This window comes from Sphingobium salicis subsp. salicis (genome assembly GCF_049472635.1).
GTDB classification, from domain to species: Bacteria; Pseudomonadota; Alphaproteobacteria; order Sphingomonadales; family Sphingomonadaceae; genus Sphingobium; species Sphingobium yanoikuyae_A.
This window is the reverse complement of the sequence record NZ_JAYRCS010000001.1, coordinates 1,767,035-1,791,953: the sequence shown is the minus strand read 5'-3', so window position 1 is coordinate 1,791,953 and position 24,919 is coordinate 1,767,035. Positions and strand designations below refer to the sequence as shown.

At 62.2% G+C, this 24,919-nt stretch carries 43 protein-coding genes and 2 tRNA genes; 20 read left to right on the top strand and 25 right to left on the bottom strand.

The features are described from left to right. Window positions 1-47 precede the first annotated feature (47 nt). From VHN57_RS08545 to VHN57_RS08445, 21 genes are all read right to left on the bottom strand, one after another. Window positions 48-698 (bottom strand): phage minor head protein, encoded by a 651-nt coding sequence (locus VHN57_RS08545; RefSeq protein ID WP_423283541.1) that lies wholly within the window; start codon window positions 696-698, stop codon window positions 48-50. Window positions 699-721: 23 nt separating this feature from the next. After that, window positions 722-794, bottom strand: a tRNA-OTHER gene (locus VHN57_RS08540). A 233-nt stretch (window positions 795-1,027) separates the two neighbouring features. Next, window positions 1,028-1,354: a DUF3307 domain-containing protein gene (locus VHN57_RS08535; RefSeq protein WP_423283539.1), complete on the bottom strand. Its 327-nt coding sequence runs from the start codon at window positions 1,352-1,354 to the stop codon at window positions 1,028-1,030. Further along, on the bottom strand, window positions 1,351-3,252 hold the full coding sequence (locus VHN57_RS08530) for a phage portal protein (RefSeq protein ID WP_423283537.1): 1,902 nt from the start codon (window positions 3,250-3,252) through the stop codon (window positions 1,351-1,353). The genes VHN57_RS08535 and VHN57_RS08530 overlap by 4 nt, the downstream gene beginning before the upstream one ends. A 46-nt stretch (window positions 3,253-3,298) precedes the next feature. Then, window positions 3,299-4,747, bottom strand: a complete 1,449-nt coding sequence (locus tag VHN57_RS08525; protein WP_423283535.1) for a phage terminase large subunit — start codon at window positions 4,745-4,747, stop codon at window positions 3,299-3,301. Continuing rightward, window positions 4,744-5,238 carry a terminase small subunit gene (locus VHN57_RS08520; protein WP_423283533.1) on the bottom strand — a complete coding sequence of 165 codons (495 nt, stop codon included), beginning with the start codon at window positions 5,236-5,238 and terminating at the stop codon, window positions 4,744-4,746. Before VHN57_RS08520 ends, VHN57_RS08525 begins: the two co-directional genes overlap by 4 nt. Further along, window positions 5,235-5,474 carry a hypothetical protein gene (locus VHN57_RS08515; RefSeq protein ID WP_423283531.1) on the bottom strand — a complete coding sequence of 80 codons (240 nt, stop codon included), beginning with the start codon at window positions 5,472-5,474 and terminating at the stop codon, window positions 5,235-5,237. The genes VHN57_RS08520 and VHN57_RS08515 overlap by 4 nt, the downstream gene beginning before the upstream one ends. After that, a complete protein-coding gene (locus VHN57_RS08510) occupies window positions 5,471-6,004 on the bottom strand; it encodes a hypothetical protein (RefSeq protein ID WP_423283529.1) in 534 nt (177 codons plus the stop codon). Before VHN57_RS08510 ends, VHN57_RS08515 begins: the two co-directional genes overlap by 4 nt. Continuing rightward, window positions 6,001-6,312 (bottom strand): hypothetical protein, encoded by a 312-nt coding sequence (locus VHN57_RS08505; protein ID WP_423283527.1) that lies wholly within the window; start codon window positions 6,310-6,312, stop codon window positions 6,001-6,003. The genes VHN57_RS08510 and VHN57_RS08505 overlap by 4 nt, the downstream gene beginning before the upstream one ends. Window positions 6,313-6,683: 371 nt before the next feature. Beyond that, the gene (locus VHN57_RS08500) at window positions 6,684-6,830 is read right to left on the bottom strand and encodes a hypothetical protein (protein ID WP_423283525.1); all 147 of its coding nucleotides are present in this window, start codon (window positions 6,828-6,830) and stop codon (window positions 6,684-6,686) included. Then, window positions 6,827-7,084, bottom strand: a complete 258-nt coding sequence (locus VHN57_RS08495; protein ID WP_423283523.1) for a hypothetical protein — start codon at window positions 7,082-7,084, stop codon at window positions 6,827-6,829. The genes VHN57_RS08500 and VHN57_RS08495 overlap by 4 nt, the downstream gene beginning before the upstream one ends. Window positions 7,085-7,205: 121 nt before the next feature. Then, the gene (locus VHN57_RS08490) at window positions 7,206-8,558 is read right to left on the bottom strand and encodes a DnaB-like helicase C-terminal domain-containing protein (protein ID WP_423283521.1); all 1,353 of its coding nucleotides are present in this window, start codon (window positions 8,556-8,558) and stop codon (window positions 7,206-7,208) included. 222 nt (window positions 8,559-8,780) lie between these two features. Then, window positions 8,781-9,404, bottom strand: coding sequence for a hypothetical protein (locus VHN57_RS08485; protein WP_423283519.1), 624 nt, complete (start codon window positions 9,402-9,404; stop codon window positions 8,781-8,783). Beyond that, window positions 9,401-9,598, bottom strand: a complete 198-nt coding sequence (locus VHN57_RS08480; RefSeq protein WP_423283517.1) for a hypothetical protein — start codon at window positions 9,596-9,598, stop codon at window positions 9,401-9,403. The genes VHN57_RS08485 and VHN57_RS08480 overlap by 4 nt, the downstream gene beginning before the upstream one ends. Window positions 9,599-9,600: 2 nt before the next feature. Further along, a complete protein-coding gene (locus VHN57_RS08475; RefSeq protein ID WP_423283515.1) occupies window positions 9,601-9,948 on the bottom strand; it encodes a DUF1064 domain-containing protein in 348 nt (115 codons plus the stop codon). Next, window positions 9,945-10,082 (bottom strand): hypothetical protein, encoded by a 138-nt coding sequence (locus VHN57_RS08470; RefSeq protein ID WP_423283513.1) that lies wholly within the window; start codon window positions 10,080-10,082, stop codon window positions 9,945-9,947. The genes VHN57_RS08475 and VHN57_RS08470 overlap by 4 nt, the downstream gene beginning before the upstream one ends. Beyond that, window positions 10,079-10,273, bottom strand: a complete 195-nt coding sequence (locus VHN57_RS08465) for a hypothetical protein (RefSeq protein ID WP_423283511.1) — start codon at window positions 10,271-10,273, stop codon at window positions 10,079-10,081. Before VHN57_RS08465 ends, VHN57_RS08470 begins: the two co-directional genes overlap by 4 nt. After that, on the bottom strand, window positions 10,270-10,698 hold the full coding sequence (locus VHN57_RS08460) for a hypothetical protein (RefSeq protein WP_423283509.1): 429 nt from the start codon (window positions 10,696-10,698) through the stop codon (window positions 10,270-10,272). The genes VHN57_RS08465 and VHN57_RS08460 overlap by 4 nt, the downstream gene beginning before the upstream one ends. Beyond that, window positions 10,691-10,984, bottom strand: a complete 294-nt coding sequence (locus tag VHN57_RS08455; protein ID WP_423283507.1) for a hypothetical protein — start codon at window positions 10,982-10,984, stop codon at window positions 10,691-10,693. The genes VHN57_RS08460 and VHN57_RS08455 overlap by 8 nt, the downstream gene beginning before the upstream one ends. A 6-nt stretch (window positions 10,985-10,990) precedes the next feature. Further along, window positions 10,991-11,125, bottom strand: a complete 135-nt coding sequence (locus tag VHN57_RS08450) for a hypothetical protein (RefSeq protein ID WP_423283505.1) — start codon at window positions 11,123-11,125, stop codon at window positions 10,991-10,993. Then, a complete protein-coding gene (locus VHN57_RS08445; RefSeq protein ID WP_423283503.1) occupies window positions 11,122-11,349 on the bottom strand; it encodes a hypothetical protein in 228 nt (75 codons plus the stop codon). Before VHN57_RS08445 ends, VHN57_RS08450 begins: the two co-directional genes overlap by 4 nt. 165 nt (window positions 11,350-11,514) lie before the next feature. Here VHN57_RS08445 and VHN57_RS08440 point away from each other — a divergent pair, with 165 nt between their 5' ends. The 19 genes from VHN57_RS08440 to VHN57_RS08350 all read left to right on the top strand — a co-directional run bounded on the left by VHN57_RS08440 (window position 11,515) and on the right by VHN57_RS08350 (window position 20,996). Then, window positions 11,515-12,117 (top strand): helix-turn-helix domain-containing protein, encoded by a 603-nt coding sequence (locus VHN57_RS08440; RefSeq protein WP_423283501.1) that lies wholly within the window; start codon window positions 11,515-11,517, stop codon window positions 12,115-12,117. 280 nt (window positions 12,118-12,397) lie between these two features. Beyond that, window positions 12,398-12,625: a hypothetical protein gene (locus VHN57_RS08435; RefSeq protein WP_423283499.1), complete on the top strand. Its 228-nt coding sequence runs from the start codon at window positions 12,398-12,400 to the stop codon at window positions 12,623-12,625. Beyond that, window positions 12,618-12,983, top strand: a complete 366-nt coding sequence (locus tag VHN57_RS08430; protein WP_423283497.1) for a hypothetical protein — start codon at window positions 12,618-12,620, stop codon at window positions 12,981-12,983. The genes VHN57_RS08435 and VHN57_RS08430 overlap by 8 nt, the downstream gene beginning before the upstream one ends. 713 nt (window positions 12,984-13,696) lie before the next feature. Further along, window positions 13,697-13,858, top strand: a complete 162-nt coding sequence (locus VHN57_RS08425; protein WP_423283495.1) for a hypothetical protein — start codon at window positions 13,697-13,699, stop codon at window positions 13,856-13,858. Between the two features lie 210 nt (window positions 13,859-14,068). Next, a complete protein-coding gene (locus VHN57_RS08420) occupies window positions 14,069-14,251 on the top strand; it encodes a hypothetical protein (RefSeq protein WP_423283493.1) in 183 nt (60 codons plus the stop codon). Window positions 14,252-14,510: 259 nt separating this feature from the next. Beyond that, entirely contained in the window at window positions 14,511-14,672 is a 162-nt protein-coding gene (locus VHN57_RS08415; RefSeq protein ID WP_423283491.1) for a hypothetical protein, read from the top strand. Beyond that, window positions 14,669-15,043 (top strand): hypothetical protein, encoded by a 375-nt coding sequence (locus VHN57_RS08410; RefSeq protein ID WP_423283489.1) that lies wholly within the window; start codon window positions 14,669-14,671, stop codon window positions 15,041-15,043. The genes VHN57_RS08415 and VHN57_RS08410 overlap by 4 nt, the downstream gene beginning before the upstream one ends. Further along, window positions 15,043-15,342, top strand: a complete 300-nt coding sequence (locus VHN57_RS08405) for a hypothetical protein (protein ID WP_314712976.1) — start codon at window positions 15,043-15,045, stop codon at window positions 15,340-15,342. The genes VHN57_RS08410 and VHN57_RS08405 overlap by 1 nt, the downstream gene beginning before the upstream one ends. Then, window positions 15,342-15,482: a hypothetical protein gene (locus VHN57_RS08400; RefSeq protein WP_423283487.1), complete on the top strand. Its 141-nt coding sequence runs from the start codon at window positions 15,342-15,344 to the stop codon at window positions 15,480-15,482. The genes VHN57_RS08405 and VHN57_RS08400 overlap by 1 nt, the downstream gene beginning before the upstream one ends. Next, window positions 15,479-16,423 carry a PD-(D/E)XK nuclease-like domain-containing protein gene (locus VHN57_RS08395; protein WP_423283485.1) on the top strand — a complete coding sequence of 315 codons (945 nt, stop codon included), beginning with the start codon at window positions 15,479-15,481 and terminating at the stop codon, window positions 16,421-16,423. Before VHN57_RS08400 ends, VHN57_RS08395 begins: the two co-directional genes overlap by 4 nt. 17 nt (window positions 16,424-16,440) lie before the next feature. After that, complete coding sequence (locus VHN57_RS08390) at window positions 16,441-17,292, top strand: hypothetical protein (RefSeq protein WP_423283483.1); 852 nt, start codon at window positions 16,441-16,443, stop codon at window positions 17,290-17,292. Further along, entirely contained in the window at window positions 17,292-17,558 is a 267-nt protein-coding gene (locus VHN57_RS08385) for a hypothetical protein (protein ID WP_423283481.1), read from the top strand. Before VHN57_RS08390 ends, VHN57_RS08385 begins: the two co-directional genes overlap by 1 nt. Before the next feature lie 12 nt (window positions 17,559-17,570). Then, window positions 17,571-17,912, top strand: coding sequence for a hypothetical protein (locus VHN57_RS08380; RefSeq protein WP_423283479.1), 342 nt, complete (start codon window positions 17,571-17,573; stop codon window positions 17,910-17,912). Further along, on the top strand, window positions 17,912-18,196 hold the full coding sequence (locus VHN57_RS08375) for a hypothetical protein (protein WP_423283477.1): 285 nt from the start codon (window positions 17,912-17,914) through the stop codon (window positions 18,194-18,196). Before VHN57_RS08380 ends, VHN57_RS08375 begins: the two co-directional genes overlap by 1 nt. Window positions 18,197-18,255: 59 nt before the next feature. After that, window positions 18,256-18,708, top strand: a complete 453-nt coding sequence (locus tag VHN57_RS08370; RefSeq protein ID WP_423283475.1) for a hypothetical protein — start codon at window positions 18,256-18,258, stop codon at window positions 18,706-18,708. Between the two features lie 106 nt (window positions 18,709-18,814). Then, complete coding sequence (locus VHN57_RS08365; protein WP_423283473.1) at window positions 18,815-19,405, top strand: hypothetical protein; 591 nt, start codon at window positions 18,815-18,817, stop codon at window positions 19,403-19,405. Then, entirely contained in the window at window positions 19,398-19,862 is a 465-nt protein-coding gene (locus tag VHN57_RS08360) for an ead/Ea22-like family protein (RefSeq protein ID WP_423283471.1), read from the top strand. The genes VHN57_RS08365 and VHN57_RS08360 overlap by 8 nt, the downstream gene beginning before the upstream one ends. 1 nt (window position 19,863) lies before the next feature. Next, the gene (locus tag VHN57_RS08355) at window positions 19,864-20,169 is read left to right on the top strand and encodes a helix-turn-helix domain-containing protein (protein ID WP_423283469.1); all 306 of its coding nucleotides are present in this window, start codon (window positions 19,864-19,866) and stop codon (window positions 20,167-20,169) included. Further along, on the top strand, window positions 20,061-20,996 hold the full coding sequence (locus VHN57_RS08350) for a tyrosine-type recombinase/integrase (RefSeq protein ID WP_423286000.1): 936 nt from the start codon (window positions 20,061-20,063) through the stop codon (window positions 20,994-20,996). The genes VHN57_RS08355 and VHN57_RS08350 overlap by 109 nt, the downstream gene beginning before the upstream one ends. Window positions 20,997-21,056: 60 nt before the next feature. Here VHN57_RS08350 and VHN57_RS08345 read toward each other — a convergent pair. The 4 genes from VHN57_RS08345 to VHN57_RS08330 form a co-directional block, all read right to left on the bottom strand. Then, window positions 21,057-21,128, bottom strand: a tRNA-Thr gene (locus VHN57_RS08345). A gap of 28 nt (window positions 21,129-21,156) precedes the next feature. Further along, window positions 21,157-22,014, bottom strand: coding sequence for a hypothetical protein (locus VHN57_RS08340; protein ID WP_278988815.1), 858 nt, complete (start codon window positions 22,012-22,014; stop codon window positions 21,157-21,159). After that, window positions 22,011-23,324, bottom strand: coding sequence for a replication-associated recombination protein A (locus VHN57_RS08335; protein ID WP_423283467.1), 1,314 nt, complete (start codon window positions 23,322-23,324; stop codon window positions 22,011-22,013). The genes VHN57_RS08340 and VHN57_RS08335 overlap by 4 nt, the downstream gene beginning before the upstream one ends. 28 nt (window positions 23,325-23,352) lie before the next feature. Then, window positions 23,353-24,531 (bottom strand): glycosyltransferase family 4 protein, encoded by a 1,179-nt coding sequence (locus VHN57_RS08330; protein WP_423283465.1) that lies wholly within the window; start codon window positions 24,529-24,531, stop codon window positions 23,353-23,355. 123 nt (window positions 24,532-24,654) lie between these two features. Between VHN57_RS08330 and VHN57_RS08325 the strand changes: the two genes are divergently transcribed. Beyond that, window positions 24,655-24,873 carry a hypervirulence associated TUDOR domain-containing protein gene (locus VHN57_RS08325; protein WP_278988462.1) on the top strand — a complete coding sequence of 73 codons (219 nt, stop codon included), beginning with the start codon at window positions 24,655-24,657 and terminating at the stop codon, window positions 24,871-24,873. Window positions 24,874-24,919: the final 46 nt, after the last annotated feature.

Below are 24,919 nucleotides of genomic sequence, written 5' to 3'. Positions count from 1 at the left end.
TCCCATTCCGGCCCGACGATGATAGCACGAATCCCCAGAAAGCCTAGCTATTCGATCTCTGAAAACAGGGGAATATAGCTCTGTTTCCTGCACCCGCACCAAGGTGGTGAACTCGGTTCGTCCCCTGGCTCGATCACATCCCCGCCAGACATTTTGGAACCATCAGCGTTCACTTGCCGGTTTCCGTTTAGCGTGTAGATGCGGCCGTCCCTCGCCTTGTGGGTCGATCGCGGATGCAGCTTCCCGGAATGACGGTATTTCCATAAGCTGATTCCGGCATTGGCCATCCTCTCGGTATCAAGGGCACCTGAGAGTTTCGACACTTGATCGGAGGCTATGCCGGCCGCTCGCGTTCGCCCCATTCCTGTCGCAGATCGTATCTCTTTCGCCACGTCTCGGATAGGCGTTCTGTTCTGATACCCCCGAAAAACAGCATCAGAAATTCTCGCCTGCGCCTGGTCACTGACATTGCGGACAAGCGCGGCGTTCCTCGCGAGAAACGTGCCCAGCGTCTCTTCGACATCCTGCGCCGACATCAACATGTCTACATCGATGCCTACGCCCGCTTTCACCGACGCGGCGAATTTACTCCTATGCACCCTTTCGGCCCTGAACGCGAAATTACGCAGTCCCGGCGCGATCCGTGCTGTGAGGATCGTCAGGAACTCCTGCGCCACGCTGCTGATGGCGGCCTGCACCTGATCCGCGGTGTCGATAGTAAGAAGGGCGGCAGGATTCGAACCTGCTATCCGGTTTCCGGTTTCTAAGCACTGTTTGCCGTCTGCCACACCCTGACAGCAGCACCCTTCATGGTTGCTATGATATGCCATGGCAGAATCCCTCGCAAGCGGCTGAGGATCATAGCCGGCAAGGATGCGGTCGATGTTGTCGGACCATATCTGCCAGGCGGGCGCGTAGATCGCGGCGAGGTCGGTTGCTGCGGCTTGGGTCGGGATGATGGGGCGCAGGGTGATGTCGCGGCGCTTGCCTGCCTGGCGGGCCATGCGGGGGAGGGAATAGGGCACCGTCAGGCCACCATCGCGATTTCCCACCACGCCAATTTACAAATCAGGTGGATCGCTTGATCGTGGTTGAAGCTGATCTTACCGCGACACTTCGCGTCATCGGTAAGCCAGTGGATCAGCGCTTCAGCGAAGAACAGCCACCAGATGCCGGTGATGAAGGCGACGGCCGCGCCATGGATCACGACATGCGCGCCAAGGGCCTGCTGCCACGGAACGCCGGGGATGGGCGCAGTGCGGTTCTTTGCCTTGCTCAGGAAGTCGCCTTGCAGCGGATAATCCGCCAGCGCGTGGGCGCCAACCAGCGCTATGGCCATGAACTCTGGGGTCATGCCTTGATCTCCTCAAAGATTTCCGGCCCCAGCACGATCTTGCCGGTGTAAGGCTCCACCGTGGCTAGATCGATGTCGCCACCGACCTGAATGGAAATGTGGGGCTGATACTCGGGCCAATCGAACGACGCGCCCTTTTCGCGCATCTCGGCATTGCGGCTGACCAACTCATAGGCGGTGAACAGCAGGGCCTTGTACTTGCCGTCAGGGCCGAGCGCCTCGACCAGACGCGGGCCGCCCGGCTCTATCTCCAGTTTGCCGCGCCAGCTTTCGCCCATCTTCATCCAGTCGACCGGGGTTCGGCTGTAGGTGATGGTGACATGCAGATCTTCCGCAATGTCGGTGAAGCCCTGCGAGCGCGCCCACTTCACGATGTCGTCGCGGTTCTCGACCGCCCGGCTGACGTAAAGCGTCTTGGGCGCCCAGTCCTCCAGCATCCAGGCATCATTCACAGCACGGCGGGCGGGATTGGGGTCAGCATTCCCGCCGCTACCGGCAGATCCCTGACCACCTCCTTTCTCTCCGAGGGGCACGATCCCCAGTTCGGATTCGTCGCCGCCTGGCTCTTCACCGGCGGCCTCAGCTTCGGCCAGCGCCTTGTCCAAGCCCGGCAACCACTGGTCGTCGGACAGCATGGATTGCGTGGCCTTCTCGATCGCACTCGACGGCAGCAGCGCCGCATCGACGTAGATCTTGATCGTCTCAGCCTTGAGCTTGTTGGTTTCGGCCTGCTCCTTCTCGCTGGGCAGCGAGAGCGGCGACCACTTATAGCCGATTTCCTTCGGCCGGCTGCCGAGCGCGGACGGGATCAGCGTGGCATCGAGGCGATCGACCGAGGGCGACAGATAGAGCCGCTGCTTGCTGCGGATCATCGTGTGGTAGTTCTGCTCGTCGTGATCGCCGGTGCTGTTCATGCCCTGCGGCGCGCGGCCGAGCAGCCGAGTGGCAGGGATATCGGCGGCGCCAGCAACGACCGAAAGCAGCGCCTCGATCATTTCCGGCATACCGGTCAGCGAAAGCTGGCGCTGGGTGAACTCGTCGTCCTTGTCGAGATATACGCCCCGCAGTGACGATTTGCCCGCATCGGTATATTGCACCCGCTTGCGCACCTCATCCTCATTGCTGATTAGGTTCTGCATGAAGCCCGACAGGCGATAGATGTCGATCTTCGCCTCATCGATCATGCGGGCAAACCCGTCATTGGCCTTGATCGCGTTCTTCACAGCGCGATCGATGCGGAAGACGATGCTATCGCCCCAGAAATGATCTCCCCATGTCACACCGGGGAAGCGGGGCACAGGCGACCCCTTGAAGACGATCACGCGGGACGGGTGGATCTTCGGATTGTCGAGTTTGCCGTTGATCTGGAAATACTGGGGCTGGCCGAACCATAGCGACGTGATGTCGCGCTGCTCCTCGCCAATCGTCAGTTCCCAGCGATTGAAGACATGGACGTATTTCAGGCTGTCCTTACCCGGCTGCGGGGCGGGGGCTTCGGGGTTGGCGTCCCCATATCCGAGAAGCATCGCGCCGCCGCCCAAGCGCCCGTAGGCGATGGCCTGCTGCACCTTGCCTACGATATCGAAATTGCGCTCTGCCTCTTCCAGCGTCTCAATCTGGGCTTCATCAGCCTGCCAGTCGCGCCACTCCCGCACCATGTCCTCGGCGGGAATGTCCACGATCTTGCCGAGCAGCCAGTTGGACCGATAGCCGGAGACTATTTCATGCGGCGTCATCGGCACGAAATGCCAGGAATCCCAGACGCTGCGGTCGATCCCCGTGCCTGCGCCGGTCGCGCCATTGACCAGCCCGCCAAGGCCGTCCCGCACCATCGGCACGACATTGCTGCGCGCGGCAGATTGGATCGGATTGCCGCGATGGTCGAGCAGTTGGGCCATGCTGGAACGCTGCGGCGACAGGGGGCGATATGCTACGGACGGTAGGCTAGAGAGACGCGCCCCATGGCGCCGCGCTATCAAGCATCAACTCGGTCAGCGCCCACACCATAGCATCAGCCCGGTCAGGCGACCCCTCTCCGACGAACCCCGACGCGGTGAAGTTGCACATCTGGTCCTCAAGGTCAGGGTGATCACCCACATGGCTCACCTTGCCCTGCTCATACAGCGCTGAGATCGGCTCGGCGCGGACAACCTTGCCGCGCGTCGCACTGACCTCCTTGTATGAGACGGATTGATCCGCCGTCTTGACCACGAACTCGACCATCGCGCCGCCATAGTTGCGCTCACCGATGACGCGATCGGCGCCCCAGCGTCGATACATCTCAACCACGCGACGGCCCCAGCCATCGGGGGATAGCTGACAGGTAGCATCCTGCAGGACATAGCCGCGTCCGTCGGCACCCTTGGCCGCGACCACGATGCCGATATCATCGCCGCCGCCGTCGCCCTTGGTGCCGCTGGGGTCCGCCGCGACAACGATGCGCTGCAAATCGATCACGGCCCCGGCATAGCGAACCTGCGGCCTGCCATCGTCAGGGCTGCGCTCCAGCGTCGCCCGGTGGCCATCGATGCCGGGAATCGTCCCGCCCTCGGTCTGCCGGTCCTCCAGCGCCCACAGCGCGCCGTTGACCTCGCTCGCCCATTCGCCGGCCTCAAACCGAAGCCGCTTGGCCGCGGACATGGACGCCAGCACCTCGAAATATTCGGCGGGCAGGTTGTCGGCGTTGTCCGAAGGATTGACCTTCATCTCGACATAATCGGCGGGGTTCGGCAGCGCTTCCTTCGTGCCTGGCTTCACCTTGGCGCGGAATAGCTGGAACGACCAGTGCAGCTTGCTCGGCGGGTTGCAATCGAAATAGGCCTTGAGCGGCAGATGCGTTCGCCCGGTCGCCGCCGCAATCTCTGGCGCCAGTTCGCACTTCTGCGCGAGGCGGGACATGGCGATTTCCACCGACCCCCAAGGTATCTGGCTGCTCTCGTTGAAGTAGAGCGTGCAATATTCGGCGCCAAGGATCTTCTCGACCCGCTCCTTGTCGTCCAGGCCGGCGATCCAGATTTGCGACCCGTTGGGCAACTCGACATAGAAATCCGTTTTGTCGAACCGGACGCGCAACGCCGGGAAGCATAGTTTCAGCACTTTGGGCAGGGTGTCGGCCCAGATGCTGGTTTTCGCGTGGTTGAAGCGGAAACGGAATATCGCGTGCCGGCTGCCGGGCGCGTTGATGGCGCGCTGGAGGATGGCGCGGACCAGCAGGAAGGTCTTGCCCGAGCGCGAGCCGCCGCGGAGCATGATGTTGCGGGCGGGCGAGGCAAGGAGGTCGCGCGCCTCTTCCTGCCTCGGGGTCAGCTTGGCAATCGGCGGGCCGCCATTATGGCCTAGCCCAACTGGACGCTCAGCAGTGATTTCGTCAGCAAATCCGGCCGCTGGGCTCAAAGCGCAGCGTCCTTAGGATCGATCACCAGCGTCATCGCCGCGGCGACCTCCAGCTTCTCCTTGAACGCCTGCACATCGACATGCTTGCCGATCAGCTCGACCCGCTTGATCCGCTCGCTGATCTTGACCTTCGTGACATGGCCAGCACCTTCGCCGATCGTCTCGACTTCGATCCCCGCGACAAGACCCTGGCGCCACACCAAGGGCCAATCCTTGACCGGCTTCACCCGGCCATCCTCATCATACAGGTCTGCAAGGTCGGCAAAGGCTTCGGCGGCGAGCCGGCTCAACACCCATGCTGCATCGATGCCGGTTTCCTTCGACCGCTTTGCCTTGGCCTCTGAGACGGCGTTACGGACGCTAACATTCGCTAACAGCCGCGCACCTTGCTCGTTTGCCGTCTTCGCGCTGTAGCCTGCCCGAATGGCCGCCTTTGTGGCGTTCAGATCGATCAGGTATTCGTCAACGAAGCGCTGTTGCTTCGGGGTCATCCCTTCCGCCTCCCAGCCATATCACCCTGCCGAGCCTTGCGCGCCACAGTCATGAACTGCTTGCGCTCCAGCTTCAGGTTCTCATCGCCGCCGGCCATCTCCTGCCATTTGCGCTTGAGGTCGTTCCGCATGTTGTAGCATCGCTCAACCTTGCGGTGGCCGCCTTCGCGGAAGGCTTCGGCAAACTCTGGCGGCACAGGCCACAGCTTCTTCGATGATGGGCGTTTCCACTTCATACGTCGATCAAGCCCCCGTTTGCCTTGGTAGCGATTTCCAGAAAATCGATGCGGGCCTGCTTGGGCGCGCGGTTCCATGCGTGCTGCATCGCCATGAGGGAGTGATATTCCCACTCCTCCGGGGTCAGCATCTCATACCCCCCGATCTGGGCGCGACGGCTGATCGTCTGCTTGCGCAGGTCGTCATCGCTCCAGTGCTGGCGCTTGGCCTCGGTCAGCAGTTCGATCTGCTCCTGCACCGGCAGTTCGGCGACATGCGCATGATGCTCGACCGTCAGGCTGGTGTCGCGCAGATGCGCCGGGATCGCGGCAGCCTTGTGGATCAGCTTCAGCTTGGCCGGGCCGATGCCCAGATTGTCCGCCAGGAAGTCGAAGCCGGCCTGATCGAGGTGACCGGCGGCTTTACCCTCGACCATCCAGTCCGCAATGGCCCAGTCAACATCACGGCGCTTGGCTGCGAGAGTGCGGCCGCGATCGATCCATTCCTCGGCGGGCGATACCGCCGCCTCAATCACAGCAACAGCGTTCATACCCGATCCTCCCTGCGAACCAACAGAAAACTGCCCTTGCCCGGCTCTCCACCATCAGCCAGCCATTGCGCTCGTCCGCCGTCGCGACTGATCGCGATGTCGCATCCGAATGCGTTTGACAGCATGATCGATGGCAGGTTGCGTTCGACAAGCTCGGGATCGCCATCGCGCATATCGCCGGTGCTGAACGCGACGACATCGTGATCAACCTCAGGCTCTGGCAGCGTCGGGACGTGGCCATGCTGGACGAACTGGATGCGGCCGACGACGAAGCCGGCAACAGCCGCGATGATGGCAAGCTTGTTCATCCCATCACCTCCCTCAAATCGACCCCACACCCGGTAAGCACGCGCTCCATGCGCTCGACGCGGTGCTGCGTTGGGGCGCGGGCGTATCGGCTGCCGGGGCTTCCCATCGCTTGGTGGTCAGCACTGACACCCCCATGGCCATTGCCCATTCATTCCGGGTCATGCCGGATGCCTGGCGGGCGGCGCGGGGGTTCATGAGCGCCTCCATTCGCCGCACCAATCGCCCGCCTTGGTGGCAGGCCAATGCGTCTGGACTTCGCCATAGTAGCCATGGCCGCCGCCGCTTCCGCCGGGTCGATAGACGACCAGCGGTGACGATCTCCGGCAATTACCTGAGCGCCAGAACTTACACCCCAAGCACGTCTGCCCCATCACTTCCTCCCCTCAACCTTGGCGATCTCATCCCGAACGAGGGAGCCGCGATCCCAGGAGCCTTCGAGCACGGCCCTTTGCTGATATGGCTGATGGAGCCGGGCCGCGACGTTCTCGCGGGCTTGCTGGAGGGTGGTGGGGGTCATGACTTGCACCGCTCCTCAGCAAGGCGCGCATAACCCTGGATGTCGTGCCAGTTATCGAGATATTCAGGATCGCCCGTTAGAATCCGACCGATCTTGTCTGCGATTACGGTCAGCGCCTGTTTCTTGTCATCCGACAGACGGTCCCAATTTGCCGTCGCGCGCATGGCGTCCTGCAAGCGTTGGCTCGCTCGGGCGTGGTGGGAGAAATCCCCATAGCGCGCGCCCCGTTCGCTCAGCGTGTTTTCAATGCTCATCGGTCAAACCTCCCCATGCCCGTCTTGTCCCCACAGCCCCAGCAAGGCCGGGGGCGGTTCTGCCCGGTGTCGCGCTCGCGGGCGCCACAAAGGCAGGCGATTTCTTTGATGCGGGGTGCGGTCATGACGTGATCCCGTTGATGCGAGAGGTGCGATAATCGAACTTCACGGTCTGCGATGAGACTTCGCCCGGCAGGCCCATGCGGACCTTGACGACGGCCAGGTCGGCTTCGTTCTGCTCGCGATCGGGACGGTGGTAGACGAGGCCATAGTCGGCCTTGTTCGCCCAATGCGCGCTGTCCGAAATGTCGTAGAGGCTGGGCCTCTCGTTCGATCCCTTCATCGGCTTGGTCGGGTGCGCCACGATCCAGAACGAGACGTTGTATTGCCGGATGAACGATTTGATCCGGCGCAGCGCGCGGCCGATATATTCGGTGATGGTCTGGTCCTTGCCGCGCGTGTGTTCCAGCTCGTTCCAGGGATCGAGGATGACCACCTTGCAGCCGTGGCGGATAACAGCGATGCGCGCGGTGTCGAGGAAGCTGTCGATCGTGAACTCAAGGTCTTCGTCCATAGAATTGGAGATGACCTTCACCATCTTGTTGACGTGGTCATATGCTTCGCGCCGCTGCGGGTGCTGGTAAAATTCGCTCGGGCCACAGCCGATCAGCGCCTTGGCAATGCCGTCCATCAGGATCGGGCGCGTGAGCGTTTCAAAGCTGGCGATGCAGACCGGGACGCCATGCTCGGCGCAGTGCGCGATCATCGTGTTGATGACCGTGGACTTGCCCATATTGCTATATCCGGTGAAGACCGTGAGCGTGCCAAGCACGATCTGCATCTTGCCGTTCAGTGCATCGATGCCGGTTTCCATGCCCTCGATCTTGGGCATGTCGGGGAAGTCGAAGAAATCGTAGAGGCCCTGGACAGGGAACGGCTTGGCCTTGGCCACGACATCGGCAACGCCGTCATAGCCGAACTCGGCATAGACCTCGTTCAGATCCTTACAGCCCTCGGGATATTCGAGGAAGCTGCAGCGCTCCGGGCCGAGGATGGCGGCCATGTCGTGAGCCAGGACGCGGCCGGGATTATCGCCATCGGTCGCGAGGATGAAATGCTTGACCGTCTCAAGCTCCTTCTCGCTCTCCCACAGGAAGCGATAGCGGTTGCTGTTGACCGGATCATCGATCTTCTCGGCCGGGGCGCCGTTGGGCACGGAAGTTACCAGCGGGAAGCCGCATTCCATCGCAATGAGGGCGTCGAACTCACCCTCGGTGATGATTACCGATGCCCCCTTTTCGACCAGCGGGGAGGCGAGACATTCCGCATTCCACAGGCAGAGGGTTCCGCCCTGATCCATCCGGTGCTGCTTTTCGGACGTGAGACGGAACTTGCGGTTCACGACCTTGCCGCGCAGCCGATACGGGAAGACGAGCCAGTTGCCCGTCGCGTCCTGCCGGGTATGGACGCGCATCGCGATCGCGGTATCGGATTGGATGCCGCGACTGGCGAGATATTCCGCGTGCTTCGGGTGCAGGGTCTGTCCCGCCTCGAAATCCACAGCCGGGATTGTGGCAGAACCAGACGAAGCCGTTGTCGGAGAGGGAGACTGAGAGGCAGCGTTCATGTTTCTTCTTCCGGGTGTGTGAGCATTGGGGGCAGGTGAATTTGCCGGGCCTGGTGGGTCGCCAATCGGTCATATGGCGATCCTCGGCTTCGGCCTTCCCGGCCCGTTCTTGCGGAGGACGCCCTCGATGAAGGCGATGGGGTCTACGGCGCGCTCGGCTTGTGCGCTGGCGATCGCCGCAGCGACCGAAGGCCTGTCGTGCTGGGAAACCCATTTGCCGATCAGGGATGCCTTGGAGGACCCGAGGAAGGCCTTGGCACTGTCCCAGAAAACTTTGTCAGGATCGCTCGCAGAGCCGTTCTCGTTAGAGAACGGAATAACCTCTGCTTCTGTCTCTGTATCTGGGGCCGTTTCACCTTCGGTTTCGTCCTGTTTCTTGGAACGTTCCCTGAAACGTTTCACTCTGCTGGTTGAAACGTCCGACTTGTATTGCCGAGTGTCCCATTTGTTCGGTTTCAGGCCTGTTTCGTCTTCAACCAGAAGTCCGCAGGAAACGAGGCGCTGCAACAGTTTGGCGGCCTTCTTCTCGTCCATGCGCAGCGCAAACGCGATGTCGCTGGCGGCAGGAAGGGTGCCATTGTGCTTGGCGGTCAGGCACAGGATATTCACCCAGCCCTTGAAATCTTCGCCGTTCAGTCGCTGAACCTTCGGGTCGTCCAGAACCTCGGCATACATGCGGAACCACTGGCTCATGCCGTCTCCAATCCATAAGCTTCGATCAGGAGGCGGCATTCCTCGCTGCTGATGAGCGAGCCGTGCCAGGCGGTCATGATCATGTCCTTGCGGCGCTCGGCGGTGCCGCAATCGTTGATGAGATCCTGAAACCGGCGCATCTGCTCAGTGCGGGCCAGGATGCCGGGAAAATAGTCGGAGATCGGCTTAGCCATGCTCAGACCTCCCTCAGTTCGATCATGGGGAAGCAGTGGCGGAACAGGGCGGCGCGCAGCGGATAGTCGCGCACGACAAAGCCCTTGGCGTCCTCGGCCACCTGCTGGCGGGCCTCCAGATCGACATAATAAAAATCGACGGTCATGCCGGCGCGGCGGCCGTTCGGGTGCTTCAACTGGCGCCCATCCACGACGAAATGGAAAGCCTGCTGGACCGAAAGCTGGCCGATCTTGTTGCCGCGCTGGAGCAGGTGCAATTCATTGCAGCGCTTTGCTTCGCGGCCGCTGTCATGCTTGTGACCGTGCTGGCAGGCGGTCTTCTTGGCGCCGTATTTGTGGGGACGCTTCACCGCGCATACCTCCCATCCAGATCGCGCTTGGCCGCCGGGCACATGGCGCGCATGCCTTTGCGCCACTGCTCGCGGCGGAAGTCGAAGAAGGCCGGCGTTTCGGCCATGGTGCGGCGAAGCTGGAGCGTGGTCACAGCGCCACCTGCGCAATCCGCAGCAGTGTGAAGTAGGACCGCCCGGTCTGCTCCTTCACCTGCGCGATGGGCATTGCCTTCATCATGTCGATGATGCGCTGCTGCTCCTTGGCGTTGATGGCTGCGCGATCGGCTTTGCGCCGCGCCTTCCGCACAGCCTCAGCCAGCGCGGCTTCCTGGGGGCCGGTCATGCTGCCACCGCCCGAAGGCGCGCGGCCTTCGCATCAAGGGCATCGTCCTCGCACGCACTGATCTCGCGCCCGCCGGGGCTATCGGGATGGTGCGCGGCGCCCTTGGCGGCGAGATAGTCGCGGGCGACCCGCTCCATTTCGTCGTGATCGATATCCTCCGGCGCGCGGACGATCTGGAACCCGGCGGGAAGCAGCATCGACAGAAGGTCAGCAGGCAGCGCGCCCGTCTCCAGCAGCCGGAACAGCGACGCGACCGACATGGTGGCGGGCTGCTTTCCTTCGTCGGCGGGGAAATAGGACAGGACGGTAGAGGGGGATTCCCACTGACCGTCATACTGCACCTGCTTGATGGAAATCCGGCGCACGTCCATCTGGCGGCGAATCGTCGCCTGCCGATCCCGCACGATCTTGTCGTAGTCAGCCATGATCCTGTTGCGCCTTTCCGTTAGCGGTTGCAGCATGATCGAGAGTGGAAACATTGGCGCCGAGAGCCGGAGAGAGGAAACGACCCTCGGCGCCGTCCTGCGGTTGCGACCCGACAGGATTGAAAATTGCGTTGCGACCGCTCACCAACTGGCCGGCATCGACATCGGCCACCGTGCGATGGTTCGCGAACAGGTGGGCGATGGGACGCTGGCGCCAGACGCGGGTGTTGCCGGCCACGTGGACCAGCTTGGCGCCTGCAAAACGATCGGTGAGGCTGTGAGGCATGTGCTGTCAGGCCACCATCCATTTGAAGATTGCGCCGATCGTGCCGAGTGCGAGGCCAATGATGACCGCAGGCAAGAAGACCAGCAGGATGATAGCCAGCAAGGCGCATCCGAGATCGGAGGCGGGGGAATTGCCGCTCATGCCGCCGCCGCGCTCGCGGGCTTGATGGGGCCAAAGATCGCTTCGATTGCGGCCTGCACCATTTCAGCATCATCGGGCGCGCTGGGCAGACTTGCCATCGCATCCAGAAGCGCCAGCATGGACGCCTCTTCAATGACGCGCTCGCCGTTGTCCAAATGATGGACGACCAGATCGACGCCATAGAGCGGGACCGTGGCGGTTCGGATGGATTTCGGGAGCGTCATGCCGCCACCGCCTTCGCTTCCAGACGAGCAAGAGCCTTCGCGTCGCGGTCACTGAGGCCAGACAAATGACCGAACTTGCGGCCCGTTGTCCGGTAGATCGCGAGAGCAATTTCCCTCGACGGCTGCCGCTTCCCCTTGAGGATCTGACATGCATAAGGAACGCTAATGCCCGCGGCATTGCTCAGTGATGTGGGAGTGAGTGCGTCTGGCATGGCGCATTGTTTGCACAGTGCTAACATTTATTCAAGTCGAAATGTTAGCACTGCGCATAACGCCATGGCGGCGCGCTTCCGCCAAAACGGCGGGATGACCGACCGTTGGAAGAATCACATTGCTGCCTGCCGGAAAGCGGCGGGATTGACGATGGACGAGCTGGCCGCCGCAATGGACCCGCCTTCTTCAAAAGGCATGATCAGCCAGTATGAAAGCGGCAAACGTAGGCCTAGACAGTCAACCTTAGAGGCGATTGCCAAGGCGCTTGACCGGACGCCGGGCGAGTTAATCGACGGCTCTCAGGATGCCGCTCCGACGCTTAGTGCTGCCGATTTGGAAGAGATGATCGCGCTTGCGATGCGCGAGCTGCCGGTTGGTGCAACGAACGAGGACTATCAGCGTGTTGTCGCGTCAAGCCTTCATGCGCAGCTAGAGCAGTTGAAAGCTGCTGGCGGATTTCGATCGAGCCAGGACGAACAGACCGCTCCCGGCAAAGCCGCTCAATCTCGCGCTCCCACCAAGAAAGTCGAGCGGGCAGGATCGCGCAACCCATGAGGCAGGTCCGGCAACCTACTTCGCATGCTGGTTCTGCTAACACCGCCATCGCCAACGCCTCGACTCATCCGTTCTCTTTTTGTTCTCTATCGGAACGCGAGGCGTGTAGGAAATAGGAAAAGCTGGGCAGGGTGTTTCCTATCGGGATTTGGATGGGGATAAGTGGGGGAGGGATTTTATGAGCGATAACCAAAACGTAGCACCTGAGACGGCATATGACGGCGAATTGCATGTCGTCGGCCGCGTCGTGGCTATCGTGCGGAAGATGTGAGGCGGCTAGATGTCTTACGATGATGAAAAATGGGGTTCCGTTCCAAAGAATGCAGAGCTGGGCTTGATCGCAATCCGCATGGCATCAGCGCTGCGCGCTATTCAGATTGGGTTGATTGCGGCTTCGGCTGGGAACCGGGAAGAGGTTTTGGAGGCTTCTGATACGGTCGGAGAATACGCCCAGAAGATGAGGGAGCACTTTATCCAACTCACAGGGTATCAGGACGAAGATGAGTAACGTCCACGACATGGAAGAGTGGCTTGAGAGAAAGCGCGATGCCGAAACCTTGCACAAAGGCGGTGGCGGGGGCATATCTGGCGGCATGAGTGAAGATAGTCTGAAGCCTCGGGTGGACTTTCTGCACACTGCGTTCCTTTGGCTCGCTGGTGCCATCATCACTGTTGCGCTTGCTATCGTGACAGTTACGTTTACCATGTCCAACAGCACTAATGGTCGGATAGACAAACTAACGGACGCTGTTTCCACGATGAACCGGGAGGCCGGGGAACAGTCGACCAAACAGGATGACACCAATCGTCGCCTTGATCGCATCGAAAGCAAGATCGACCAGTTGCTGGAGCGCAAAGGCAAATAATTGCGCCACCTCTCCCTCGCCGTCGTCGGCGCAGGCATCTAAACCACAACCCCGCCCGACCAGCTCGCGGCGGGATTGTCGCGGAACGATCTCCCCGTTCGCGTGTAATACTGCCCAACGAGCATCCCCCCGTTGCTCGCTGACCTTCGACTAGCCCCGCCGAGTGATCGAGCGGGGCTTTTTCGTGGCTTGTGCGCCAAGGGCCAACCGGCCGCCTAAGGCAAATGGCCCTGTATCTGTATTGCATACCGCCTCCCGAATCGATGGCGGCGCGATGGAACAAAAAAAGAACACCGATCAAGTGGGCGCGCGAATTTAGCTGTGGATAAGTCCGCCAAGCGAAAATTTCGTGGCAAGGGAAATCTATTTATTAATTCTGTGGAAACCACTTGAATTCGCCAAGGTAGGCAGAAGTCCGCGCGTCGCTTGCGGAGTGCCTCAGTGCACTGTGACGAAACGAATCCAAGCGTCGATGAACCGAGTCCCAGAACCGTCATTTACCCTCTCGACACAGCTGCCGGACTCCGGGCATGTGGATATCTGACATTCCTGAAACGACGAAAGCCCGGTGCTACCAACACCGAGCCTTCCGATCGGGAACACTGCGCGTAAAACTTGTTCGGAAGCGCGCAGAGGGACAAACCCGATGGCGCCTTGTGCACCTGAGGTAGAGTCCCGTCAATACCGATCGCGCCATCAAAAGGACAAATGCGATGGTACACGACAGACGGCGCCGACCGCGCGCCAAATTGACACCCGAAATTATTGCGGAGATCCGCCGGCGACTAATGCTGGGTGAATACCAGCACGACATCGCGGCCGACCTTGGTGTAAACCAGGGGCGGATATCGGAGGTCAATACCGGCAAGCGCTGATCGCGCTAGGCTGCAAAGGATAGGGGCGGGCTTAACGGCTCGCCCCTTTTCGCATCTCCGCCCGACCAGCTCGCGGCGGGGCTTTTTCGTGGCTCCTCCCTCTTGAAGAATCGAGCCGCTCTTTGATAAATTCGGAGCGTCCCAAGGCTCGCCGCCTGGGATAGCGGTCTCTCAACGAGGTCGCTTTTGCTCAACTCAAGGAGGAGCAAAATGCGCAGAATTTCGGACAAAGCCTATTATGAGCGCCGCGCCAGGACTGAGATCCGGAAAGCCAATATGACTAGCGATCCGTCAGCCAAAAGGGTTCATCTCGCTCTGGCGGCCAACTATCTCAAGCACGTTCGCTCGATGGAAGCGGATGCTGAACAGGGCAACGATCTTGAGATAGCTTAGGCGTCGGTCTGCCACATCGTCGTAACACAAGCCTGCTCTAGCGGCTGACGGCGGCATACCCCTGCTCGCCTTCCTCCCCCACTAGCCCCGCGCGCTCGTTCGCTGCGGGGCTTTTTTGTGGGTGGCGAAGAAAGTTAGCGCAGAGCAAACATTTTTCTTGACTGCGTGGTTAGCGTAGCGCAAACATCACTCCATCAGCCGGTGAGCCGAAAGCGCAGACCCGGCACCAGCGGGAAACCGCGAGATGGAGTCCCGGCCAATGCGCCACGAAATCATCACTAAGGCAGCGGAACGGGGCGAACCCACTGATCCCGCCTCGTATCGCCAGATGCTCAACGACCTGAACGCGAAGGGCGCCGCGAAGGCTGCCCGCGCGATCGAGGCTGCCATGCAGTCCCAGATGAAGGGGCGCCGGGCATGACCAGCGCCACCCTCACCGACGCCACGTCGCACACCGCCCTGGAAGCCGCTGCCGAGAAGGCGGGCAACTGGCTGGTGACCGCCAAGCCCGTGATCCGCGCCATGACCGCGCTGTTCGACATGGATGCGAACGAGCTGTCCGGATGCGATCCGCGCACCTTCGACGCTGCCTGGCCGCATATCGAAAAGGCCGCCAACCGCCTGCACCAGCAGATCGAGGATATCCGCGAGGAAGCCATCTGCGACCACAGCGTGAGCGGCACCAGCGAAATGACCGAAGCCGAATGGGATGCGGTCGAGGAGTTCAACGATGCGCTGCGCCGGGACGTGGTTTCCGTGGCGATGGCGATCAGGATTGTGAGGGCTGAGTGATGGGATATCTGAAAACCAGCATCATGTGGCACGACAGCAAGGGCGGCGAATGCGAAGCCTATGTCGGCGTCCGCTACACTGGCCACAAGGGCTTTCGCGGCGACCACATCGACCCGCCCGAGCCCGCGACCGTCGAAATTGACGAGATCAAGGTGATCGAGGGCTGTCCGCTGCCCGACGATTACGAGGCGACCGACGAACTGATTGCTGAATGCTTGGCCGATTGGGCTGAGGAGGCCGCTGAGGCGGAAGAATGGCGCGAGCAGAGCCGCCGTGACCAGTTGATGGGAGGCTTCTGATGATCTCGACCCTCCACGCCGCGATCGCCGCCCTGACCAACCGCGACGCCCGCATCGGCCTCCACCCTCCCTATGCCGAGCTTATCGGTGCGGGGGCTGTGGTGTTCATGATGGGGTTGTTGGTGGGGTCGGGGCTGTGAACGCGCCCGTCATCACCACCGCCGGCGCCTACAGCGACATCGACGCGAGCGACTATCACCGCAATGCGAACCTGCTGCCTGGGCCTTCGCTGTCCTCGTCTGGCGCGAAGCTGATCCTGAACCAATCGCCGTTCCATTTCTGGCACGATAGCGCGCTAAACCCCGATCGGCCGCGAGAGGACGATGCTCCGCATTTTAGCGTCGGCAAGGCTGCGCACGATATGCTGCTGCTGGAAGGTCGGTGGGCGGACGCCTATCATGTGCTGCCCGATGGCTTCAATTCGGCCCATAGCAAGAAGTGGGCAGATGCCATTGCCGAGCGTGACGCCGCGGAGAAATCCGGCATGTGCGTCCTGCGCTTTCAGGACATGCAGGTGGTGGATCGTGTCGTTTCGGCGATCCGGCGCAATGCCTTCGCCATCAACGCGCTGACCAACGGCGAGAGCGAAGTGACGCTGGCCTGGCAGGACCATAAGCGCGGCGTCTGGCTGCGCGCCAGGCCCGACTTTCTGCCGAACAGCATTCGCATCGGCTCGCGCGTCATGATCCTGCCGGATCTGAAATTCATGGCTGGCAGTCAATGCGACCCGGTCGGCTTCGGCCGGGCGATCGCGATCTTCGGATATCACCAGAGCCTCGCATTCTACGCGGACGGCATCAAGGCGGTGTTCGATCGCAAACCGACGCACTTCCTGCTTGTCGTGGTGGAGAAGGATGCGCCGCACAGCGTGTCGCTCTACGAGGTGCCGGCGGAGGATATCGAGCGCGGCCGCTGGCTCAATCGCAAGGCGATCGACCTGTTTGCTGACTGCCTCGAACGCGATCGCTGGCCCGGTTACGCGGACGAGCCTCGGCAGGTCGGGCTGCCGGCATGGGAGCGCAAGCGCATCGATGACAGCGGCATCTGGAATGAGCCGACACAATGGCCCGACGCGGCCTGACCCCAAGGAGAATGAATATGGCAACCCAGCTTGCGACCACCGACGCGCCCCAGGTCCCTCAGCTCAGCGCCCAGCGCGAGGCATATGCTATCATGAAGGACAAGGCGAAGATGTTCGCCATGTCACCGCTGATCCCGGACGGCCTGCGTGGCAACAACTACGAAACCGCCTGCGCCAACTGCCTGATCGCGCTCGAACTGGCCAGCCTCATGAATGAGGCCCCGCTGGTCGTGATGCAGAATATCCATATCGTGAAGGGCAAGGCCGGCTTTTCTGCCCAATATATGATCGCCCGCGCCAACGCGTCGCAGGTGTTCAAGGGCCGGATCAACTGGCGGATGAGCGGGCAGGGGGCGACCCTCTGCGCGGAGGCCTATGCGACCCTGGCGGAGACGGGCGAGGAAGTCTCGTTCGCCGTCGACATGGCGATGGCGCAGGCTGAAGGCTGGACCAGCAACCCGAAATACAAGTCGGTGCCGCACCTGATGCTGCGCTATCGGTCGGCCACCTTCCTCGTTCGTCTCTACGCGCCGGATGTGATGCTCGGCTACCAGACGGCCGAAGAGGTCGAGGATGTCTATGCCGGCATGGCGCCGAGCGTGGCCGCGCAGCCTCTGACAGCCGCAATGCTGACCGATCAGGCCACCGGCGCCGATACAGAAGAAGGCCCCGACCAGTCCCAGCAGGGCGAGGCCAACAACGGATCGGCCTTCGACGCCGCCGTTGGCGAAATCGACCGCTGCCCGACCGCCGACGCGATCGACAGTGCGCTCGCCCGGCTGCGGCCGATGATGGAGACGGACGAGGACGCCGACGACCTGTTCAGCCACGCTGAGACGGTGAAGGCGCGGAAGTGGGGCGGCCAGTAATGGCCTCCCGCTACGACCTCCCCACGCGCAAGGGCCGCTATTCCAAGACCTGGGACCGCCGCACCAACCTTCTGCGGATGCTGCGCGAAGGTCGGGCGATCCACGGCGAAACCTTGCGCAACGCGGTCATGCCCGACCGGAGCATGGCCAGCTTTTACCTGCTGATCCGCTGCATGAGGGCGGACGGATATCTGATCGAAGCGGTCGGCTCGGCCCACTGGTCGAAGGGCTACCGGCTGATTTCTGAACCGGCCTTTGCGGCCTAGAGGATAACAAGTATGTTCGTTACGAAAAAGCGTTTCGACCGGATGATGAAGTCTGGTGATGACTTGCTGGCTCAGCGCGCTGAAAATGCGCTGCGGGATGCGGAGACGATCGGCCGGTTGGAGGCTGAAAAGCTCGCCCTTGAAGCTGAGCGCGACCAGAGCCGCGCCGAAGCCGTCGAGAAGGGGATCGCCGCCAGCACCCTGTTCGCCAAGAACGTGAAGCTCCGCGCATGTCTCACTGACATCGCGGCGCAAGAAACGGCGACCGCCAATGCCACCGTCAAGCGGATGGCGCGCATGGCACGGGAAGGTGTCAGCGCGAACATGTCGCAGGCCCAGAAGGAGGCGGCGTGATGACCCGCGACGAAGTGAACGACCTCGGCGCGATACTCCACAAGGTCCGCGACCATTTCAGCGGCGACCGCGTGGTCATTTCGTTCGGCGTGATCGCTCCCAGCTTCGATTGCAAGAACGGCAGCGCGGTGGCGACCGTCCGTGACGGCAGTGACGAAGCGACCTGCGAGGCGGTCCACCTCTACGACGCTATCCACATGGCGCGCGGCAAGATCGACCAGGACCGTGCCCGCGCCAAAGCAGCGAAGGATCGCGCGAAGACCGCCGATCCGGCCGCCGCCTAACCATTCACCAAGGAGGCCCCGCCGCGACGGCGCAAGCTGATAGCGGCGGGGTAAGGATTATGAGCAAGGAAGCTTGGAACTGGTGGGCCGGTCGCACCGAAGAGTGGATGGACCTCGGCTCCTACAGCACCCGCGAAGATGCCATTGCAGGCGGCATCTGCAATGTTGGCGAAGGCGAGGGCGATTTCGTCATCATGGAAGCCCGCGCGCTCATCCCGCCAGTGCTCGACGCCGACACGATCATCAACGACTATTTCGAGCACCTTGGCGATAGCAGCGATTATTATTCGGGCGAGGGCGACTATCCCGAATGGCTTCTGCCGCTGGATGAGCAGAAGGTGGCTGAGGCCGAACTGCAGCAGCTTCTGACCGCGTGGTCGGAAAAGTGGCTGATCAACAACATGAACGATCCCGACATGTTCGGCGACACCCGAAACCAGGAGACGATCCGCAACACTGTCGATCCCGACATGCTTCCCGGCGCCCACGACAATCCGCGAGAATCCGCATGACCCCGCCCCGCAAACGCCCCGCGCCCAAGCCCTTCCAGCCAACGCCCAAGCGCCCCGGCCAGTGGGTTCTCAAGGGTGGGGAGTTCGTCAAGGTGGAGGTGGTGGAATGACTGATGTGATGGAAGAACAGCGCCAGCGCTTCGCCTCCGATCGGGAAGCGCAGTTGGCGAAGTCGCTGCCATATATGCCGGGGCCGTTCGTGCCAGGATCGTTCTCTGTCGGCCAGCGCGACACGCACCATTTTGACATCTATGCCGAGCGTCGCCCCGGCTATGTCCAGTGGTATTACCGCAAGCACCAGGAAAGCATTGCCTATCCGATGGCAGATGGCGTCCAAGAGCGCGCCTTTGCGATCCGCGGCGAGCCGGGCGACATCTTCGTCCGTGACGAACGCTGGAATCAGGAGAGCGAATTGCGCGACCGAAAGTCGTTGCGGTTCCCTTCCGTGGAGAGCGCGATGGCGTGGATTTCAGCAACGCTGCTGATCGACCATGCGGGAGGCCCGGCCATGAAACACCACGGCACTGACACCTGCGTCATGCGGGAGGATCATGTTGGCAAGCCTGCCGACCATGGGCTGATGTGCGAGGAGTGCAGGGCGCTCGACCGGATGCGCGTCGAGGGCTGCGATTGCCCGTCGTGCCGCAGCGATATGGCGCGGGTTGCGCCTTGTATGAAGGAGGGCGGTGATGACTGACATCATCCAGGAGTTGCGCGGGCTGATCGCGAAGGCGACGCCGGGGCCGTGGGCCAGCCGGGTCGAGCCGCAAAGCTACCCCGAATGCGACGACAAGGACTATCCCGCCACGATCAGCGGGGGAGGTAAGCACATTGCGTTTCTGCAAGAGCGCTACGACGCCAATCTTGCTCAGGTTAACGACGTGGACGCCGCCCTCATCGTCGCCGCCATCAACCACCTCCCGGCCCTGCTGGATCGGTTGGAGGCGGCTGAGAGGGGCAAGGCCATGCGCGACGCTCGGCCGAATCCTGACTGGCCGGCTGCCACTGCGGCAATGGTGGCGCTGGCCGAGCATGGCATGGGGGCAGACATCGGTGAACTGCTGACGCATGGCAACCCGTCGCGCGGAATTGCGCCGGGCGCGATCTTCAAGATGATCGCCGCCATCGACGCCGCTCTTGTGGGGGAGGGGTGAGATGGGGGTGCAAGTCTTTAGCGTCGCAAGCCTGGCGGAGCATTGGGGCTGCGGAACAGATACCGTCTACTCCCTGATTCGGGGCGGAAGCCTCCGGGCGTTCAAGCTCGGCGGCAAGCTCTTGAGAATCAGGGCGGACGAAGTGGAACGATTTGAATGTCAAACTACACCCTGCAACGATACCGAAAGCAACTCGCCATCGTCTGGACAGATGAGGATGGACGCCGCCACCGACATTCGCTTGGAACGGCTGATAGAGCGTCGGCCGAGGCCGCAGCTCGTCAGTTCTGGCAACGCAGAACGCTAGGCGGCGAGGTCCACACCGTGGGCGAGGCTGTGGCGGCATATCTTGCCGCGAAGGAAGCGATGCGGTCGATCAAGCGCGCGACTGTGGCATGGAAGGCTGCAAAGCCATATTGGGACAAGCTGCCGGTGGCGCGGGTCGATGGGCAGGCCACGGAGGATTACCGGGTGCGCCGCTCGCACTGCAAGCCGATCACGGTGCGCAATGAACTTGCGGTGATCCGGGCGGCGCTCAATTGGGCCGAGAAGGCGAACCTCATCAAGAAGGCGCCTTTTCTAAAGATGCCGTCGTTTCCATCTACGACGGTTGGGCACCTCAGCAAGGCGGAGTTCCGCCGGCTGCTGGATAATGCGCAGGCGCCGCACATCAAGATCTTCCTACAACTCGCGGTCGGCACAGGCGCAAGGACCAACGCCCTGCTGGATCTGACCTGGGACCGCGTGGACTTCAATCGCAACGTCGTGATCCTCAATCCTCACGAGCGGATTCAAACCAGCAAGTATCGCGCCACCGTTCCGATGAACGCCCAACTTCGCGCCGCACTTCTGGAGGCCAAGGAGGGGGCAATGTCGGACTATGTGGTCGAGCATGGTAGAGAAAGGGTTGCTTCGATCAGGAACGGCTTTGCAGCCGCGGCCAGGCGCGCGAAGTTGAAGGCCACTCCTCACATGATGAGGCACAGCGCTGCCGTGTGGATGGCTGAGGCAAACACGCCATTTTCTCAGATTGCTCAGTTCCTTGGCCACACTGACAGCCGAATCACGGAGCGCGTTTACGGAAGATTTTCACCGTCGTTCCTCGCCAACGCGGCGGAAGCCTTGACTTGGTGAAGGTTCAGGCGCACCTTCGAACCAAGATGTTGTGAGAGCAAAAAGCCCAGAAAACCCCGGTGCCGGCTGAGGGGATCGAACCCCCGACCTTCGGTTTACAAAACCGCTGCACTACCGCTGTGCTAAGCCGGCGCACCCGACGGGTCGGACGCCCTTACTATCAGATCACGCCGAACGTCCAGCCCTCTGTGCGCGCAATTTTGTCGGTCAGGGGTAAAGGTGTCCAAAGTGCCGGATTTTCGGCCCTTTCGCGCATCCAGGCGGCGGTCAGCAAGGCATCGGCCTGATGGTCGGCGGCGATCGGGCCGGCGTAAGGGGCGGTTGCGAACATGGCCAGCGCGTTGTTGAGGGTGGCGAGATCGCGCATCTTGGTCCTGCCCTTGGGTCGGCCGGCGGCGCGTGCAGCGATGCTGGTATAGATTTCGACGACCAGCGATCCGGTGGCGGGCAGCGGATCGAACGGCCAGACCGGCACATGCGGGCGGATATGGTGGAGCAGGCGCATGCCGGCAAAGCTGGCCTTGGCCACCTGCGCCGCGCCGATCGCGTCATAGATGGTCGAGGGCTTGCCGCCGCCTCCGGCATTATAATGGGCTTCGCAGGCGCGATTGTGCAGGAAGCCGGCCTTCATTCCGTCGGCCTTGCCGAAATAGAAATGGCGGCGATGGGTGGTTTCCAGCAGGCTGGCGGCGCCCAGATCCGGATCGTCGCAGACCGCATCGACATAGGCCCAGAAAGCGGGGCCGTTCGTTGGGGTCTGATCGCCGGGCAGATAGGCGCCGCGCGCCACGAAGGGTGGGGCGAAGCTGAAGTCGAAGCCGAACAGGGTTGGTGCCTCGCGCGCTGTTGCGATCAGCCAGTCGGCGACCGCCTGGCGCGACCAGATGCCGCCGGGCGCCTCGACCAGTTCCGGCGCATCCTGACCGATGCCGCAGATGGCGACCGCTATCCCCTTGTGCTGCAAGCCCTTTGCGCCCGACCAGTCGATCGCCGCGAAGCGCCCGAACCGGGATGTCACGCCGCGCCGCGTTCGGCGCGCAGCTTGTTCCAATAGGCAATGCGCTCGGCGATCCGAGCCTCGAACCCGCGCTCCGTCGGCGTGTAGAAGGTCTGCGGGCTCATCTCCTCCGGCCAGTAATTGGCGCCGGAAAAACCGCCCTCGGCATCATGGTCATATTGGTAATTCTTGCCATAGCCGACCTGCTTCATCAGCTTGGTCGGGGCATTGACGATGTTCATCGGCGGCATCAGCGATCCGGTTTCACGCGCGGTGCGGAAGGCCGTTTTCATCGCCATATAGCCGGCGTTCGATTTGGGCGCGGTGGCGCAATAGATGCAGGCCTGAACGATCGCCAGTTCGCCTTCGGGCGAACCGAGAAATTCATAGGCATCCTTGGCGGCGAGGCACTGCACCACTGCCTGCGGGTCGGCGAGGCCGATATCTTCGGTCGCGAAGCGGACGAGCCGGCGCAGCACATAGAGCGGTTCTTCCCCGGCGGTCAGCATCCGGGCAAGATAATAGAGCGCCGCTTGCGGATCGGAGCCGCGCAGCGATTTGTGCAGCGCGGAGATGAGGTTGTAATGGCCCTCACGATCCTTGTCATAGACCGCGACGCGGCGGTGGAGCAGGGCGGAGAGGCCCGCCGGATCGAGCGGCATGGGAATGTCGATCGAATAGAGCGTTTCGACCTGATTGAGCAGGAAGCGGCCGTCGCCGTCTGCGCTGGCCAGCAGCGCTTCACGCGCGGCCATATCCAGCGGCAACGGGCGGCCGATCAGCGCTTCGGCCCGGTCCAGCAATTGTTCGAGCGCGGCGGCATCGAGCCGGCGCAGGATCAGCACTTGCGCGCGGGACAGGAGCGCAGCGTTGAGTTCGAAACTGGGATTTTCCGTTGTCGCGCCAACCAGCGTGACCGTGCCATCCTCGACGAAGGGCAGGAAACTGTCCTGCTGGGCGCGGTTGAAGCGGTGGATCTCGTCCACGAAGAGCAGGGTCTTTTCGCCGCGCCGGCCATGGTCCTTCGCGGCGGCGAACACCTTCTTGAGGTCGGCGACACCGGAAAAGACGGCCGAGATAGGCTCGAACCGCATGCCGACGGCATCGGCGAGCAGCCGCGATATGGTGGTCTTGCCGGTGCCGGGCGGCCCCCAGAAGAGGATGGATGACAGGCGGCCGGCCGCCACCATCCGGCCGATCGCGCCGTCCGGGCCGGTCAGATGCTCCTGGCCGACCACATCGGCCAGCACGGTCGGACGCAACCGGTCCGCCAACGGGGCATGGTCGATGCCGGCGGGAAGGACATCGTCGGAAGAGAAAAGATCAGCCATCGGCCCTGATATAGGCAAGCGGCGCCGATCAGGGAACAGGGCTGGAACGGATCTTGGCGCCTTGGGTGCGCTGGCGGATGATCCGCAAATAGGTATCGACCAGCGCCTGGTTGACCCGGTCCCAACCGAAATGTTCAGCCTGCGCCTCGGCGGCAGCGCCTGCGCTGGCGCGGGCGGCGGCGTCGGTGCAATAGATTTGCAGCGCATCGGCGAACTTGCCGATCGCGCCGGGGCGGATCAGCCGGCCGGTGACGCCTTCCTGCACCAGGTTTTCGCTGCCGGTGGCGCGGGCGGCGACGGTGGGCAGGCGACAGGCCATCGCCTCCAGCGTGACATTGCCGAAGGTTTCGGTGACCGACGGGTTGAACAGCATGTCCATGCTGGCGACCGCGCGGCCAAGGTCGGCCCCGCCCTGGAAGCCGGTGAAGACCGCGTCGGGCAGGCGGTTCTGGAACCATTCGCGAGCCGGCCCTTCGCCGACCACCAGCACCTTGTGCGGCACCTTGCGTGCGGTCAGCTGGTCGATCGTGTCGGAAAAGACGTCAAGCCCCTTTTCCATCACCTGACGGCCGATGAAGCCGATCACCGGTACATCGTCGGCAAAGCCAAGCGAGCGGCGCCATTCGAGGTCGCGACGTTCTGGGGTGAAGATCTCGCGGTCGATGCCACGGGTCCAGATGCCGACATCATAGCTCATCCGCTGTTCGCGCAGCAGCTGGGCCATCGATTCCGATGGGGCGACGATGGCGTCGCAGCGGCGGTAAAAGCGGCGCAAAATGCCCTCGATCGCCGGTTCCAGGAAGGCGAGGCCATAATAGCGCGGATAGGTTTCGAACCGGGTATGGACCGAAGCGACGGCGGGCAGGTCATGATCGCGCGCCCAGGTCAGCGCCCGATGGCCGAGCGGATCGGGACTCGACAGATGGATCATGTTGGGCGCGAACGCCTTCAGGTCCCGGCGCAGCGCGCGCGACAGGCGGGTGGGGATGCGGTATTCCGGGCGGCCGGGCACGGGAATGGACGGCGCGCTGACCAGGTCGCCGGTCGGCGGAAAGGCAGGCGTATCGGTGGTCGGGGCATAGACGCGCACCTGCGCACCCTGACGCAGCAGATAGCCGACGAAGCGATTGAGCGCCTGGTTCGCGCCATCGCGCACATAATTATAATTGCCGCTGAACAGCGCGACACGAAGTCCGGTAACATCCATCGCGGCCCCTTAGACCAGACCGGCGAAAAACCCAAGGAACCAGAGCATGTCTCGGGAATTTTGCTGAGGCTGACCGGGAAAGCCGGCCGGCATGATTGCCCCCGAAGGAGAGGATGCCTGCTGATGGCCGAGAGATTCCGCAAGGGAACACGGGTCAGGTGGAATTGGGGGCAGGGTGTCGGCCGGGGACGTATAGCTGAGCGGTTCGAGCGGCAAGTGGAGCGGATGATCGCCGGCTCCCTGATCCGTCGCAACGGGTCCACCCGCGATCCCGCCTATCTGGTCCAGACCGACAAGGGCGACCTGGTGCTCAAGCTGGGATCGGAACTGAGCGCCGCCTGATCTTAGGGGATGACGGGGCAAGCTGGCCGCAACTGGCCATCGTCAT